Source organism: Actinomadura macra NBRC 14102, from assembly GCF_001552215.1.
Classification (GTDB): Bacteria; Actinomycetota; Actinomycetes; order Streptosporangiales; family Streptosporangiaceae; genus Spirillospora; species Spirillospora macra.
Genome location: NZ_BCQT01000032.1, coordinates 1 through 14,490, shown reverse-complemented (window position 1 = coordinate 14,490; position 14,490 = coordinate 1). Strand labels below are relative to the sequence as shown.

The window sequence follows — 14,490 nt, the reverse complement described above, 5'->3', positions numbered from 1 at the left end:
GGGGACGGGCCGCAGCCCCGCCGGCCCACACCGACGTGTGGCGTTCCTCCATCGAGTGACGACCTCATGGCCGTCCGCTACGCCGCCATCACAGCCTCGACCTCCAAGGTCTGACCTGGCGCGCCGGGTATCCCTGACGGTGCGAATGCCTCCAAGTCGGTGGGAACCGAGTTCGCGGCCAGGTGGTCTGCCAGCCGCGAACCCAGTGGACTCCGTCTAGGCACGTCGTCCCAGGTGGGCCAGGTGCGCGATGAAGGTGTTGGCGGCCGGGGTGTTGGAGAGCGGTTCGGCGAACACGACTGACTGGCGCTGGTCGTCGCCGATGGCGTGCCGGGCGTAGGCCCAGGCCGCGTCCACGGCCCCGGCCCAGTGATCGATATAGGCGCCCTGGGCGATGTCACATCCGTGGACCAGCGTTGCGAGCAGGCAGATGGAGGCAAGCGTCGCGTCGCTGCTCAGTCCGCCGAGGAAGGGGCAGTCCCGTTGCAGCGCCCTGGGTTCGCCGAGGGCGGCCAGTGAGCGCTCGGCCACCGCACGGAACGCGCCGGCCGGGTCGGTGTTCAGGTGGTCGGTGTCGGTCTGGGCCCGGGACGTCGATCTCGACCGGGTCGGGCGGTGTTCCTTCGGCGACCCGGATGATCAGCAGCAGCCCGCCGGTCGGGTGATCGGCGGTCTGCAGCACCATCCATCCGCCGCAGGAGCCGGGGGCGGCCCAGCCGTCTGCGGTGACTCGCTCGATCAGCTCGGCCGTGTGGTCGTAGCTGCGGCGCAGCAGCCGCGGCGGGTCGGTCGCGTCGGCCATAACGCGGCGCAGGTTCTCGGCGTCCGAGCAGGCCAACCGGTCGGTGGCCGAACTGGTGACGGATCTAGAAGCTCCGCACGTCCGCAGCCGCCGGCGCGGCCATAGCCCGGTAGCCGGCCGCGCTGTCGAAGCCGGCGACGGGGCCGGTGAGGGTGAAGTCTGCGGCCAGTGGGACGCCGGTCATGTCGTCGGCGTGGTGGATCCAGGCGTCGTAGTACCGCCCGGCAATGGCAAGAGCGTCCATGTTCTCTCCAAGAGGCGTCGGGCCGCGGCGCGCGGCCGTGTACCACTGACAGATCCCGGAAGGAGCGGCGACCCATCGGTGCTGCCGGAATCAGCCGCCGCCTGGACGCTCAGCCGACGATTCTCGGCAGGCCGAACCAGGCGAAGATCTCGGCGTTGGGAAGCCGGTGATCTCGGTGATGCTCGCCGGGCCGACGGTCAGCACGATGATGCCGTGCCGAGACAGGTGCCGGTGACGTCGGGCAGGTAGGCGGCCAGCGCCGGTTGCCCGTTGACCTTGGTCTCCACCAGCCGGATCTCTGCTGGCCACGTAGCCGCAGCCGCCCGCTCGATCCAGCCGCGCAAGTGGCAGCCCCGCTTCGCCCCGATGAGGGGTTCCTCGCCGGCCACGGGCCGAGGGGCGAATGCAAGACTCTGTGAACTGAAGCCGGCGACGTGGAAGCAGTTCGTGCGCTCGCTGCGGGTCACCGGGGCGGTAGGCGATGATCAGCGGAGGGGGACCGGCGCATCGGCGTCGAGCCGGCTCAGCACCCGGAGATGGCCATAGGAGCAGCCGCCGCCGGACCGGTAGCAGACCGTCCGCGGCCGCCAGTCCAGCGGGCGCGGCGGCTGGCGATCGGGCACCGTGGCGACCAGCGCCCCGCCGAGCGCCGCCGCCCTTCCGATCTCGTCAGGCGCCTGCGGGAGCGGCGTGCGGATCATCGCTGCCGGCGATGTTTCATGATCGTGCTGTGCGGCCGCCGCGGTGGAGGAACTCGCGTTCGGCGGGAGTGGGAGCGAGGGCTGCGGCGCGCTGGTAGGCGGTGGCGGCCTCTTGGTCACGGCCGAGTCGGCTCAGGAGGTCGGCGCGGGTGGCATGAAAAAGGTGGTAACCGTCCAGGTCCAGGTCATCGACCAGGACCAAGGCGGCAGCGGGACCGTGGATCTCGGCGAGGGCCACAGCGCGGTTCAGAGCCACGACGGGGGTCGCGGCGATAGTGAGCAACTGGTCATAGAGCGTGACGATCTGCGCCCAGTCGGTCTGCTCGGCCGTCGGAGCATCGGTGTGCACGGCCTGGATGGCGGCCTGGAGTTGGTAGATGCCTGGCCGGTCACGGCGTAGGCACCAGCGGACGAGTGCGTGTCCTTCCTCGATCAGCTCACGGTCCCACCGGCTTCGGTCCTGTTCGGCGAGCAGGACCCGGGAGCCGTCTGGACGGGTGCGCGTCGATCGCCGGGACTCACTGAGCAGCACCAGAGCGAGCAGCCCGGCGACCTCGGGCTCATCGGGCATGAGACTCGCCAGCGTCCGCGCCAGCCTTACTGCCTCTCCGCACAGGCTCGGGTCACCGCCGGACACGCCGCTGGTGTAGATGAGGTAGATGACGGACAGGGCCGGAGGAAGCCGGTCGGGCAGTTCGTGCTCGTCCGGAACGCGGTACGGTATCCGCGCCGCCTTGATCTTTCGTTTTGCGCGCACAAGGCGCTGGGCCATGGTCGGCTCGGCCACGAGGAACGAGTATGCGACCTCCGCGGTCGACATGCCGCCGAGGAGCCGCAGTGTAAGCGCCACCTGGGCCTCGGGCGACAGGGCGGGGTGGCAGCAGGTGAAGATCAACCGAAGCCGGTCATCGAGCGCGTGATCCGCCTCCTTCGTCGGCGACGTCAAGATTGCGGCGTCGCCGAGCAACCGCCGTTCTCTGGCCTGGCGACGAAGCCGGTCGAGTGCATGGTTGCGGGCGGTGGTGGTGATCCAGGCGCCCGGGTTGGGCGGTACCCCGGCGGCAGGCCACTTGCGCAGGGCGATGGCGAACGCTTCCTGCACCGCGTCCTCGGCCAGGTCGATGTCGCCGATGGCGCTGATCAGCGCGGCAAGCGACCGGCCGGATTCCGCGCGGAAGATCCGGCCGACCAAGGCCGCATCGATGATCAACCCTCGGGCTGGCCGGCGAAGGGCCGGACTTCGATCGGCGCGCCAACGATGGAGGTGACCTTCGCGGCCCAAGACAGCGCCGTGTCGAGGTCGGCTGCCTCAAGAACGTAGAAGCCACCGAGATGCTCACGTGCTTCAACGAAAGGTCCATCTGTCGTGATCACTTGCTGCCCCGACGCACGCACGACCGTGGCGGTGTCGGGGCTGTGCAGACGCCCGCCGAACACCCAGACGCCTGCCTCCTTCATCTCCCCCTCCAATGCGAGCACCTGTTCGGTGACATGCTGGATGTCCTCCGGGCTCATAGGCGGCGGGGACTGGCCCTCGGCGCTGTGGGCCGACAGCATGTACTTGGTCATGACAGTGCTCCTCATGCCGAGCGGGCCCTTCCCGCCCTCATCCCACAACGAACGGGCTCACCACATATCGACAGCCGGGCCGCAACGTTTTCCCAGAACCTTCAACCAGACCCGGCAGCGCCCTGGAAGGGGCCGCAAGCCACCGGGGTCATCGGCCTCCCGAAGCCGCCACCCGCCCTGGAGGGTGACGTCGGACCTCAATCCAATCGCGAGATCACCGGGCCCCTACCGCCGCGAGCCCCTCCCGGCCCAGGGCACGGCGCATAGCCGTCCTTGCCGGCCCAGAACCAAGGGCCGGTAAGATGCACACCCCACGGTGGCCGAATGTCGCCCGTACTCGGCGTGCTCGCCACAGGCGAACTACACGATTCGGCTTGGACGGGGCCGTCAGACGCTCAGCGGCACGGGGTGGATTTCGTCGGCGCGGTGGCCGGCACGCTCGTGGACTCGCTGTACGGCGGCGGCGTCGGGAGCCTCCGAGAGGCAGAAAACCGTGCCGGCCTCCGGGTCCGCCCAGGCCCGCTCGAAGACGACGCCTTCCTCACCTTGGAGGGCCAGGTCGGCCGCGTGGGCATCCCTGAGCTGGTCGCCAGATATTCCGTTCATGCCATGGTGAACATCCATGAACTTGGACATTATCGTCCCTCCCCCGGTTGGAACCCGGGCTCAAAGCCGGGTTCATCACCAAGACGGACCCCTCATTCCCTTGAAACCGATCGCCTCTTCCACTGTAGCGTCGCCCTGTCGCTGAGCGTCATGGCGCGGCCATGACCAGGCCCTTCGCGCAGGGTGGGCCCGTGCTCGGATGTTAACGATCGGCTCGGATGACGCCCAGCCCGCACAACGCCGGTTTCAACCTTCTCGACGTCGCCGAGTTGCGGCCGCAGAGCTGGCGGGTCGCCGACGTGCTGATGTTCATTGGCGGCGTCACCCAGGTCAGATGCATCCGCCCCGTGGCATCGTCGGTGTGGATTTGGGCGAGACCGTCCTCGCTTCAAACACGGAGTGACGGTGGTGCGCGTGAATTCCGTCGGTGCGCAGGTCACCTCTGACACCGCCGACACCGGCGATGTCATCCTGGTAGCGGGGTCCATGACCAAAGGGCGAACGCTTCACCGAAACCATTTGATCAGCGCAGGCAGCTATGTGGCGGAGCCCGGCCGGGCTGGCAGGAGCCGTTCGAGCGGCTGAGCCGCCGTGACGACGCCGATCGTGGGCGCGTCGGCGCGGTCGGCCTCCCCGGAGACTCCCACCATGGGGCCGCGGGTGCCCGCCAGGACACTGGCGATCTCCATGGCGGTGGCGTCGGCGTCGACGACGGGACCTCGGCGTCGGCCTCCTCAGCGTGACCGGCGTCCCGGGCACCCAGAACCCGAGGCGGGCCCCGGTGTACCGGCGCCGCGCGGTGGAAGGCGTCCACACCCAGCGCGGCGCCGTTGGTGTTCCATGTGGCGCCGCGGGCGCGGTCGTCGGTGACGGCGGCCGCCGTCAGCGCCTCGGCCACCCGCGCACCGCACACCACACACTTCCGGACCCGGCCCACGCCAACAGGCTTCCCCCGGCAACACCGGACCGCACCACCCCAACCTGGCCCGCATCAAATCGTCGGCGCTGACGTCTAGGACGGTGACGATCTCTGCCAGGCCCAAGCTGGGCGTTTGTCAGCGCCGACCGCGCGGCGGAACTCGGGCCGGCCGTGGGGAATCCGAACGGAGGAAGCCGCCATGACCGAGACCGTCGAGCGCTTGACCGCCCTGCTAGAGGAACTACGCCCCACCGAACCGGCCGCCGCCCAGCGCGTCTCGGCCGCCCGCGATCAGCTGGCCGAAGCGAGGGAGACCGGCGACCGGACCGGGAAGCGGGACGGGATCGTTAGGCGGCCGTTCGGTGGGGTGGGGGCCAGAGCCGGTCTGCGTGGGATCCCGTAGGGGGTACCACGCGCATGGCTGCAAGATCACCATCCGGCCCGCCACCATCCCCCATGATCACTACATTCGCGGCCCGTAGTTGCGTGTCCGCCGTCTCAGGCGTGATCGTGACCTGGACGTCAACCTGGTTGCCCTGCTTGTCGTGACGCATCTGGACGGCGAAGGCGTCCAGCAGACGCCGCAGGGTCGGCTCAGGTAGCAGATCAAGGTCGACCGTCCCTGTCGGGCAGTGGTCCAGCAACTCGGGACACGGCGCCACCGGAGTCGCATCCCGAAGTTCGCGTAGTGCGGCTTGTTTGGCCTCCAGGTCCGCGCCGATGCGTGTGGTGCGTTCATTGATGGAATTCACGAACGCAGGGGTAGGTTCGTCGGCAGCCTCCAACGAGTCCAGGACACGTTCCTTGCGGCGCTTCAGCTCCGCGATCTGTCGCTCGACCGTCACCAGGCGTTCCCGGTGTTCGTGGAGATGGGTGTCATCGAGCCGGGCGAGCGTTGCGCGCAGGCGTTCCCGACGGTGAGGTCCGAACACCTCACGGTTGAAGAATTCGGTCAGGCCCGCCATGAGGGGTTCCTCACGGAATTAGATGCTCGCCCGGTGTCCTTCGGGACGATAGCCACGAGCGGGACGGCAGCCTCACCATCGGATAGCCGCCGCCACCCAGGTCGGTGACGCCGATGTATGCCAGGCCACCGAGGACCAGCTCGACGGTGAACCGACCTCCGTGCTGGCCCGATCGGGTGTGACGCGCCGCGTTGGTTGCCAGCTCGGTCACCACGAAGCCCACGTCCGAGGCGATCGGGGTCCCGGCGAAGAGGAACATCGCGAACTGCCGCGCCAGCGGAATCTGATCAACCCGCCTCGGGAAGACGCGCCGCCACGACGTCGACGCCCCCCGTTGCCGAGGCCGTGGTTTCGATATTGGATCTCGACACTTTCTGGATCCCCCTGACCGGCCGCCCTGCCGCCGCGTCCCATTAGCGGCGAATTTGCGCGGCGAACCGGCCACCAGCAAAGAACACTCACATCGATTCGTCAAGCCCGCGAATACTCTTCCGACGTATGATTAGTATCGTGCGATCCTGCCATGAAATGGCCCGACAAGGGAAAGCAGTCCTGATTGCTCCCCCTGAGAGCGACGATCATCCACCAAACGCCTTGACGGTCTTTAGGGGAGGCTTATGGAGTGGCCCGTAGGTTGGCGGGTGTGAGTGGTTATGACTTGATCGCGTACGCGGGAAATGCGGAGGACGTCGTGCTGATGCGCGCCTTCGCGGGCCAGAGGGGCGGGTTCTTCGTTGATGTCGGGGCAGGGGAACCCGTCAGCGGCTCGCTGACCAAGAACCTCGTGGACGGCTTGAGCTGGTGGGGGGTCAACGTCGAACCGTTGCCCGAGCGCCACGCACGTCTTCACCAGGCCCGGCCAAGCGACGTGAACCTGCGCGTGGCCGTGGGAGGTGAGCCGGGCACCACGATGTTCTTCCGGATCGTCCCAGGGCGGGGAAAGAGCGGGGGCGGTGGTCTCAGCACTCTGCGCAGGGACGTCCTGGAGAGGCATCTCGCGGACGGTTGGCGTCATGAGGAGCTGCTCGTCAAGGTCGTCACGTTGGAGACGGTGCTTGGTGCGCACGCGGAACCAGGGTTCGACCTGCTGAAGATCGATGTAGAGGGAGCCGAGGCCGCCGTGCTGCGGTCGGCTGACCTGCGGGTGTGGCAGCCGCGGGTGATCGTGGTCGAGGCGACCGTTCCGCTTACGGCTCAGCCGAGTCACCAGGAGTGGGAGCCCGGCGTCCTGGCGGCCGGCTACAGGCTGGCGCTCTTCGACGGGCTCAACCGCTTCTACGCGCGAGACGACCAGGACGACCTGCATGAGCGGCTTGCTGTGCCCGCGAATGTGCTAGACAACTACATTCCGTACGCGTGTGCACGCCGAGCCGGTCTCATCGGGCCAGGGTGAGCAGGTCGGGGCGGTGGTCACGAAGCCAATGCGTGATCCACATGCCGTCGGTTCCGGCGAGGCCGAGGGACGGGGCGTCGATGAGGCGGCGCAGCATCATCAGCGGTAGCAGCGCGGTCAAGGAGTCCTGGTCGGCGGCGTCGCGGCCGTAGCCCTCGATGAGCGGGCCGGCATCCGCGCCGCGCGGCATGTCGACTGCCAGGGACCAGGCGAGGTCGAGCATCGGCGGTCCGGCCTCGGTCGCGCCCGGGTCGAGTAGCCCGGTTAGAACGTCTCCTTCGAACAGGGCGTTGTGGCAGACCGCGGCGTCGCCGTGGAGCGCGGTCATGGGGAGCCCTTCGCAGGCTGCGCCGATGTGTTCGGCAATGGTGGGGTAGGCGTCCGGGGCGGTGGTCCGGGCCCAGCCCAGCAGGACGCCCAGCGCGCCGGGATCGTCCAGCCGCAGACCGCCGCGGGGAGGTCGGGAGTGCCAGAGCCGGAGCTGGCGGCCGAGTTCCCGCTGTCGTGCGGGCGTCGGGCGGTCCGCGGGCACACCGGGAAGGCGTTCCAGGACGGCCCACCAGGCGTCTCCGATCGTTGCGGCGTCCAGCAGCCGGGGCGCCCGGATGCCCTTCGCAGCGCGCAGTTCCTCAAAGTTCCGGACGGTCTCCAGTCGTTCGTGCAGCCGCCGACGCACCTTCACCACCGTCCGCGCCCCCCGCACGACACCGTCATTGCCGAGGGACTCAAGCGCGGCCGCCAGGTCTCGCCGGCCGTCGAACGCGGGGCTGCCCAAGGCGGCACCGATCGCGGACTCGATGAGCGCGTCGGGCACCCGGCCGGTCGGGATCAGTGCGTGCCGGTCACCGACGTCCAGAGGACCACAGATCGGGGCCCGCAGTCGGGCGAGCGTCTCTGACCAGCGGCGGCGCGCAGAGTCAGGGTCATCCAGCCACCCGATGGCGCTGAAGTCGGCGTCCAGCCCGGCCCACGATCGTGTCACCGGCGCCCAGACAGGCAGGCAGTCTTCACTTAGGCTCCGCGCGGTGCCTGCGGCCTGATCCGTCCGGCCACCGGAGGCGTCCAGCAGGACTCGCAGTGCTTCGACGGGCAGTAGTTCACGGGAGGCCCCAAGTTCCCCGAAGCGCCGCGCCGCCGCGTCCAGCAGCGTTGTGGCGGCGCGGCGTTCACCACGCAGCGCCCGTGCCATCGCCTCGGCCATGTCGCACTGGGCGAGCCCGATCGGTTCGCCTGCGGAGCTGTTCAGCTCACGTGCCCGGCCGAGCAGTGACAGCGTCCTGTCCGGGTCGTGCCACATCAGCGCCAGCAGAAGGTGCCGTAGTGCGCGCGCCTCCCACAGCGGCGCGTTGGCTTCGCGTGCCGCCTCCAGTGTCGACTCGAAGAGCTCGGCCGCCTCGGCGAACCGGGCGTTATGCAGGTAGGTGTGGCCGAGCAGGTCGGCGGCACGCACCTGATCCGGACCCACCTGCGACGCGCCGTCCATCAGCCGCACCACGGAGCGGTAGACGCTGCGGCGTAGCGCGTTGTCGGCCAATCCGAACCGCGCACTCGCACCGATCAGCGACGCGGGCTCGATGCCGGACAGATGGTCGGCGGCCTCCTCGACCCGTCCGGCTATATGCGCGCGGCTCGCCAACTCGTGCCGGAAATAGTCGGCGTACGGGCCCTCGGGTTCACCGATCAGGTCGCGCAAAGCCCGGTAACGGTCCTCGGCGTTGACATCTCCGCGAGCCGCCACCCGCGCGGCCTCGGTCAGCCGAGCCAGTTGCGGCGAGTCGGACAGTTCCGGCAGGGACACCAGCACCTGCCAGTGTCCGAGCACAGTGAGGCTGTAGGCGATGTCACCCAGGGATTCCGGCGCCAGCCGATGCTCGTCCGCCGCGTGCAGGACGAGCAGAAACGCCGCCACGCATCGCCTGCTCCGCTTACCCAGGGCAAGTGGATGGTCAGCGTCGTCGTCCCAGACTTCCAGCGCCACGCGGGTGAGATGCTCGGTCGCCTGCTCGGCGTTGCGGGTCCGTTCGGTCTGTGTCCAGCCGTCGTCGGTGTCGGCGTCGCATTCGATGACACTGCGGCGCAGGTTCTCGTGCAGCCGGTACGGCGGCCACACCGTCTCGTCGCGCCGAACGAACGGGCGTTGCACGAACCGTTCGATCTGGCGGCGCCGCATGTGTGGAAGCACCGCGTGCAGGATGTCCTCGTCGAACGCCTCGAGTAGCGCGGCGGCGCGTAGGAGGTCACGGTCGGGCGCGGACAGGTCCCGCATCGTCCGCAGCACCAACTCGGGGAACCCGAGCCCGAACGCGTCGGCCGGCGGCGCTTCGCCGCGTGCCAGGTACTGACCGAACAGCCCGGCCGACAAATCGAGGTAGAGCGGCGACCCGCCCGATCCCGCGATGACCTGGTCCCGGATGTCGGGGCCGATCGCGGGGGTCCCGTCCACGGTGAGCCGCGTAGTCAGGTACGCCTCGGCCGACGCCCGGTCGAACCCGTCCAGGCCAAGTTGGTCGCCTCCGGCCAGGCCCGGCCAGCGGAGCTCGCCGCCGTAGGTCAGCGCGACGGCCCTGGCCGGCTCGTGCCAGCGCAGCGCGAGCCGCCCGGCCGCGACGAACACCACGTTCGGCATCAGGTACACCAACCGCGACAGGAGGTCCTCAAGGCCACCGCGCTCAGCAGGCAGGCGCTGGACGTTCTCGAGTGTGTCCAGCACGCACAGCGCCAGCACCGGATGCTTGCGCCGCGCTCGTTCCAGGTCGGCGGCCAGGAGCACCGGCATGTAGCCCAGCATCCGATCGGGGTCCTGCTCGGACAGGATCGGATCGAGCGCGGGCAGGTCGGCCCGCAGCCGCTTCAACCGTGCCTTCTGCGCGGTAGTCCGGCCGAGCAGGTTCAACGCCCGGTACGCCACCGACAGTGCGCCGAAGCCGCCGAGGAGCTGATCAACGGCGGCACCGACCTGGTCGGCGACGCCGAGCGAGTCCGAGGCGTTTTCCTTCCGCAGGAACGCCGTCAGTGATTCGCCCGGATGCTTGCGCTGCCAGTAGACGGCCAGCGCCACATCGAACGCCAGCCACGATCTGGCAAGCGGTGCGAACGCGGCACGTACCCGAAGCAGGACGGCCTCGAAGCTTGAACTGGCCGGGTCGGCGAAGTCCAGTACCGCGTGCGCGCCTCGTCGCGGCAAACCGTCCAGTTCACCGTTCACCGCCAGATACGCGACGCGCCGGGCCAGCGTGGACTTACCGATGCCGCCTTCACCACACACGGCGATGAGGTTGGACGCCGGACGCTGGAAGTCGAGTAGTTCGTCGACGGTCCACGACCGGTCGGCTAGTTGGGCGAACCGGTCTCGAAATGCCTGGATCGGCCCTTCCCGGTCAGTGAAGACATGTTGTACTTCAAATGGAGCGCGCGGCCCGTAGCTGAAGAACTGGTCGACGTCCACCCCGATACCCGATCACATCCCCTCGGTCCTGACAACGCGTCTTCCCTGCCCAAGCACCGACCGGATCCTCGCGCGCGACCAACGCCCGCGAGCTTGATGCGCACCGTCCCTCCTCGTCAGTTTCGGTGGGAGTGTCTAATGAACGGCGGATCCGATGATCAAGGAGACGCCAAGTGAGTGACACCGTCGTTGAGGACGAGTCCGCCGAGCAGCCGGTTCAGGCGCCGCAGGGTGCGGCATCGGACGAGCAGTTGATCGCGATGCTGGTGGACCGTGCTCGGACCGAGGGGCTGCAGCTGACCGGCGACGGCGGGCTGTTGCAGCAGCTGACCAAGCGGGTGCTGGAGTCGGCGTTGGAGGGCGAGATCACCGACCATGTCGGCTATCGCAAGCACGATCCTGCCGGGAAGAACAACGGCAACGGCCGCAACGGCACCCGGGCCAAGACCGTGCTGACCGACGTCGGCCCGGTCGAGGTGAGGGTTCCCCGCGACACCGCCGGCACCTTCGAGCCGCAGCTGGTCAAGAAGCGTCAGCGCCGCCTGACCGGTGTCGATGAGATGGTGCTGTCACTGTCGGCGAAGGGACTCACCCACGGGGAGATCTCTGCGCACCTGGTCGAGGTCTACGGAGCTCAGGTGTCCAAACAGACCATCTCCACCATCACCGACAAGGTCATGGACGGCATGGCCGACTGGCAGAACCGGCCCCTGGACCGCGTCTATCCCGTCTTGTTCGTCGATGCCATCAACGTCAAGATCAGGGACGGGCAGGTCGCCAACCGTCCGATCTACGTCGTGATGGCGGTGACCGTGGAGGGCACCCGCGACATCCTCGGCATCTGGGCCGGTAACGGCGGCGAGGGCGCGAAGTACTGGCTGCAGGTGTTCACCGAACTGAAGAACCGCGGCCTGGACGACGTGCTCATGCTGGTCTGTGACGGACTCAAGCGTCTTCCCGAGGCCGTGGAGACCGTCTGGCCTCGCACGATTGTCCAGACGTGTGTGGTTCACCTGCTGCGGAATTCGTTCCATTACGCGGCCAGGCAGGACTGGGACAAGGTGGCCAAGGCCCTCAAGCCCGTCTACACCGCACCCAGCGAGGATGCGGCAACGGAGCGGTTCTTGGAGTTCCAGGAGTCCTGGGGCACCAAGTATCCGGCGATCGTGAAGCTGTGGTCGGACGCCTGGGCCGAGTTCGTGCCCTTCCTCTCTTTCGACGTCGAGATACGCAAGGTCATCTGCAGCACGAACGCGATCGAGAGCGTCAACGCCCGCATCCGCAAGGCCGTCCGCGCCCGCGGACATTTCCCGAACGAGGCCGCCGCCCTCAAGTGCATCTACATGGCGCTGATGAGCCTGGACCCGACGGGGAAGGGCCGCAAGAGGTGGACCATGCGCTGGAAGGCACCCCTGAACGCGTTCCAGATCGCCTTCGAGGGCCGCCTGACCCCGAGCAACAACTGACCACTCAACAACCAAGATCAGCCGTTAAATTGACACACCCGTTTCGTTTCGTCGTCGGAAGCTTCACGAGCTTACGAGTCTCGTCATCGGGTTCGACGTCGAGGTCATCGAGGCGGTCCGCGAGGAGCTGGTAGGTACGGCGGACGGCGTCCGGACGGTCCAGGTGGGCTTGTAGCCGCATGATTCGTCGATGTTGTGACCCCTCGCAGGGGCGATGAGGACCCTGGTGGATCCCGACACGGATCGGCTCAGCGATGTTGTGACCCCTCGCAGGGGCGATGAGGACCGCTGGTCAGCGAACAGGCTGAGGTCCGCTCGGGGGGTTGTGACCCCTCGCAGGGGCGATGAGGACCGCTGGTCAGCGAACAGGCTGAGGTCCGCTCGGGGGGTTGTGACCCCTCGCAGGGGCGATGAGGACCGCTGGTCAGCGAACAGGCTGAGGTCCGCTCGGGGGGTTGTGACCCCTCGCAGGGGCGATGAGGACGCTGGTCGTCGCCGCCCAGTGACCGGTTCAGCGCGCGTTGTGACCCCTCGCAGGGGCGATGAGGACGCTGCGCGAGCTGATGTTCATGGGCGGACAGGACGGGTTGTGACCCCTCGCAGGGGCGATGAGGACCGTCGCCGATGTCCACGGCCGACACGGCATCTCCGTGTTGTGACCCCTCGCAGGGGCGATGAGGACCTCCACACCGCGCTCGACGGCTGCCTCGTCCAGGCCGAGTTGTGACCCCTCGCAGGGGCGATGAGGACTGGGAGAGTCGTTCGACGTCGGCGCGCATCTGGGCGAGTTGTGACCCCTCGCAGGGGCGATGAGGACACTGGTCGGTCCATTCGGCGGGGGTCTTGCCGCACAGGGGTTGTGACCCCTCGCAGGGGCGATGAGGACGCTCGAAGAGGAAGCTGTTGCCGAGGTGTACGGCATCTGTTGTGACCCCTCGCAGGGGCGATGAGGACCTGAGAGGTCGTCGAGGGTCATGCCCTTGGGGGCCCTCGGTTGTGACCCCTCGCAGGGGCGATGAGGACGAGAACTGGATCCGCTCCTTGCCGATTTCAAGCCGTTGTGACCCCTCGCAGGGGCGATGAGGACCTCGGAGACCTGCGCGTCGGCAGTGGACCGGAGATGTTGTGACCCCTCGCAGGGGCGATGAGGACCGGATCTCCCGTCGCAGTGGCTGAAGGAACTGGTCCTCATCGCCCCTGCGAGGGGTCGCAACTCCCGGAGAGATGCGCCATGTTGTCCCATAACGACGTCGTCCTCATCGCCCCTGCGAGGGGTCGCAACGCCAAGAGGCGTACCGGATGATCCTCGCAGAGGTGGGGGTCCTCATCGCCCCTGCGAGGGGTCGCAACACCTGGACAAGGGTGACCAGACGGTGGGCCCGATGCGTCCTCATCGCCCCTGCGAGGGGTCGCAACTGGTAGACGGACCGGCCCACCACGCCGAATGCTCCGTCCTCATCGCCCCTGCGAGGGGTCGCAACCGGCGCCGAGCCGGCCACCGTGCGCCAGGTTGAGGTAGTCCTCATCGCCCCTGCGAGGGGTCGCAACACCTGCGGGGCGGGTCGGTGGCGCGGGGTTCTACGAGTCCTCATCGCCCCTGCGAGGGGTCGCAACTGCCCCCCTGTCGCGTGATCCCCTCTCAGGCGATTGTCCTCATCGCCCCTGCGAGGGGTCGCAACATCGCGCCCTGCAGGGTGTCGCGGAAGAACGCCGAGACGTCCTCATCGCCCCTGCGAGGGGTCGCAACTTGGGGGGGCGATGCTGATCACCATCGGACTCAGGGTCGTCCTCATCGCCCCTGCGAGGGGTCGCAACAATCTGAGCGCGCAGCGGCCACCTGACCCCCTACCCGTCCTCATCGCCCCTGCGAGGGGTCGCAACGTCGGAGACGATCCGATGACCGCCGAGCCCCGACCCGTCCTCATCGCCCCTGCGAGGGGTCGCAACACTTCGTCCGGGCGCGGGGCTACGACGTGGCTAGAGGTCCTCATCGCCCCTGCGAGGGGTCGCAACGCGTGCAGGCCGACGAGCCCCGCGGAGGAATCCGCGCCAGTCCTCATCGCCCCTGCGAGGGGTCGCAACACACCGACCCGATCCGGCTCCGGGACGCGGCCGTCGGTCCTCATCGCCCCTGCGAGGGGTCGCAACAGTTGGCCGCCGCCGCTGCGGGTGGCGGCCGCCGCGTCCTCATCGCCCCTGCGAGGGGTCGCAACGTGGCCATCCGCAGCGCCAGACTGCCCGTAGTGGTCGGTCCTCATCGCCCCTGCGAGGGGTCGCAACCCTGTCCACCGGAAGTCGTCCAGGACCTCTAGCGGTGGTCCTCATCGCCCCTGCGAGGGGTCGCAACATGACACCACCCATGTCACGCAGATCACCGGCC

General features: G+C 68.4%; 13 protein-coding genes and 1 CRISPR repeat array. Of the genes, 2 read left to right on the top strand and 11 right to left on the bottom strand.

What is annotated here, in order from left to right; genetic code table 11:
* Positions 1 to 216 precede the first annotated feature (216 nt).
* From AMA02S_RS38125 to AMA02S_RS38085, 10 genes are all read right to left on the bottom strand, one after another.
* Positions 217 to 531, bottom strand: coding sequence for a hypothetical protein (locus AMA02S_RS38125; RefSeq protein ID WP_067469438.1), 315 nt, complete (start codon positions 529 to 531; stop codon positions 217 to 219).
* 335 nt (positions 532 to 866) lie between these two features.
* Positions 867 to 1,046, bottom strand: coding sequence for a hypothetical protein (locus tag AMA02S_RS38120; protein ID WP_067469435.1), 180 nt, complete (start codon positions 1,044 to 1,046; stop codon positions 867 to 869).
* A 197-nt stretch (positions 1,047 to 1,243) separates the two neighbouring features.
* Positions 1,244 to 1,435, bottom strand: a complete 192-nt coding sequence (locus tag AMA02S_RS42560) for a hypothetical protein (RefSeq protein WP_169806968.1) — start codon at positions 1,433 to 1,435, stop codon at positions 1,244 to 1,246.
* Between the two features lie 96 nt (positions 1,436 to 1,531).
* Positions 1,532 to 1,747: a hypothetical protein gene (locus AMA02S_RS38115; RefSeq protein ID WP_067469430.1), complete on the bottom strand. Its 216-nt coding sequence runs from the start codon at positions 1,745 to 1,747 to the stop codon at positions 1,532 to 1,534.
* A gap of 16 nt (positions 1,748 to 1,763) precedes the next feature.
* On the bottom strand, positions 1,764 to 2,957 hold the full coding sequence (locus tag AMA02S_RS38110; RefSeq protein WP_067469428.1) for an RNA polymerase sigma factor: 1,194 nt from the start codon (positions 2,955 to 2,957) through the stop codon (positions 1,764 to 1,766).
* Positions 2,954 to 3,316 (bottom strand): YciI family protein, encoded by a 363-nt coding sequence (locus AMA02S_RS38105; RefSeq protein ID WP_067469550.1) that lies wholly within the window; start codon positions 3,314 to 3,316, stop codon positions 2,954 to 2,956. The genes AMA02S_RS38110 and AMA02S_RS38105 overlap by 4 nt, the downstream gene beginning before the upstream one ends.
* Before the next feature lie 387 nt (positions 3,317 to 3,703).
* On the bottom strand, positions 3,704 to 3,952 hold the full coding sequence (locus AMA02S_RS38100; protein ID WP_067469425.1) for an SCO4226 family nickel-binding protein: 249 nt from the start codon (positions 3,950 to 3,952) through the stop codon (positions 3,704 to 3,706).
* Positions 3,953 to 4,458: 506 nt separating this feature from the next.
* Positions 4,459 to 4,611 (bottom strand): hypothetical protein, encoded by a 153-nt coding sequence (locus tag AMA02S_RS42555; RefSeq protein ID WP_157431109.1) that lies wholly within the window; start codon positions 4,609 to 4,611, stop codon positions 4,459 to 4,461.
* 577 nt (positions 4,612 to 5,188) lie between these two features.
* On the bottom strand, positions 5,189 to 5,806 hold the full coding sequence (locus AMA02S_RS38090) for a hypothetical protein (protein ID WP_067469414.1): 618 nt from the start codon (positions 5,804 to 5,806) through the stop codon (positions 5,189 to 5,191).
* A gap of 10 nt (positions 5,807 to 5,816) precedes the next feature.
* The gene (locus AMA02S_RS38085; RefSeq protein ID WP_067469411.1) at positions 5,817 to 6,065 is read right to left on the bottom strand and encodes an ATP-binding protein; all 249 of its coding nucleotides are present in this window, start codon (positions 6,063 to 6,065) and stop codon (positions 5,817 to 5,819) included.
* A 384-nt stretch (positions 6,066 to 6,449) separates the two neighbouring features.
* On the opposite strand from AMA02S_RS38085, the gene AMA02S_RS38080 reads away from it, so the two are divergent.
* Positions 6,450 to 7,199 (top strand): FkbM family methyltransferase, encoded by a 750-nt coding sequence (locus AMA02S_RS38080; RefSeq protein WP_067469409.1) that lies wholly within the window; start codon positions 6,450 to 6,452, stop codon positions 7,197 to 7,199.
* Here AMA02S_RS38080 and AMA02S_RS38075 read toward each other — a convergent pair.
* Positions 7,183 to 10,644 (bottom strand): protein kinase family protein, encoded by a 3,462-nt coding sequence (locus tag AMA02S_RS38075; protein ID WP_067469406.1) that lies wholly within the window; start codon positions 10,642 to 10,644, stop codon positions 7,183 to 7,185. The genes AMA02S_RS38080 and AMA02S_RS38075 overlap by 17 nt on opposite strands.
* A 260-nt stretch (positions 10,645 to 10,904) precedes the next feature.
* Here AMA02S_RS38075 and AMA02S_RS38070 point away from each other — a divergent pair, with 260 nt between their 5' ends.
* On the top strand, positions 10,905 to 12,110 hold the full coding sequence (locus AMA02S_RS38070; protein WP_218005266.1) for an IS256 family transposase: 1,206 nt from the start codon (positions 10,905 to 10,907) through the stop codon (positions 12,108 to 12,110).
* A 1,184-nt stretch (positions 12,111 to 13,294) separates the two neighbouring features.
* A CRISPR array of direct repeats spans positions 13,295 to 14,457; the repeat unit is 30 nt; unit sequence GTCCTCATCGCCCCTGCGAGGGGTCGCAAC.
* Positions 14,458 to 14,490 lie beyond the last annotated feature (33 nt).